A 408-nucleotide genomic window follows, 5' to 3' on the forward strand; every position below is an offset into this window, starting at 1 on the left:
AGCCGCTGGAGGAGGGCGACTGCGTGCTGGCCGACTGGCCCGGCGGCTCCCCGTTCGCCGGCACGCCCCGGCTGACCCTCGACCCGACCTGCGCGGACCAGGCGCCCGACGGACAGGTCGTGGCGTTCGTCGAGGCCGCCTCGGACGAGGAGGCGCGGGAGCGGGGGCCGGACCGCTGCGAGGAGCGGACGCGGGAGCTGCGCGGCCGGCTGGCCGACGTACGCGGTCTGGCCGTCGTCCCCACGCCGGACGGGTTCGAGGCGGCCGGGGGGCGTACCGCCTGTCTGGTGCTGGGGGCGCACGGGCCGGTGTACGGGCCGCTCGGGGACCGGCGCCGTCCCGGGACGGCGTTCGCCGACACGGCGACGATGCAGCGGCGGGACTGCCTGGACGTGCGGTCCCGCCGGG

The 408-nt window shown here is 79.2% G+C and carries 1 pseudogene; it reads left to right on the plus strand.

Going from position 1 to position 408, the window contains the following annotated elements:
- Positions 1 to 408 (plus strand): annotated as a pseudogene (locus tag B7767_RS42870) (septum formation family protein); the annotation flags it as partial.

This window comes from Streptomyces sp. 13-12-16 (assembly GCF_002114215.1).
Taxonomy (GTDB): domain Bacteria; phylum Actinomycetota; class Actinomycetes; order Streptomycetales; family Streptomycetaceae; genus Streptomyces.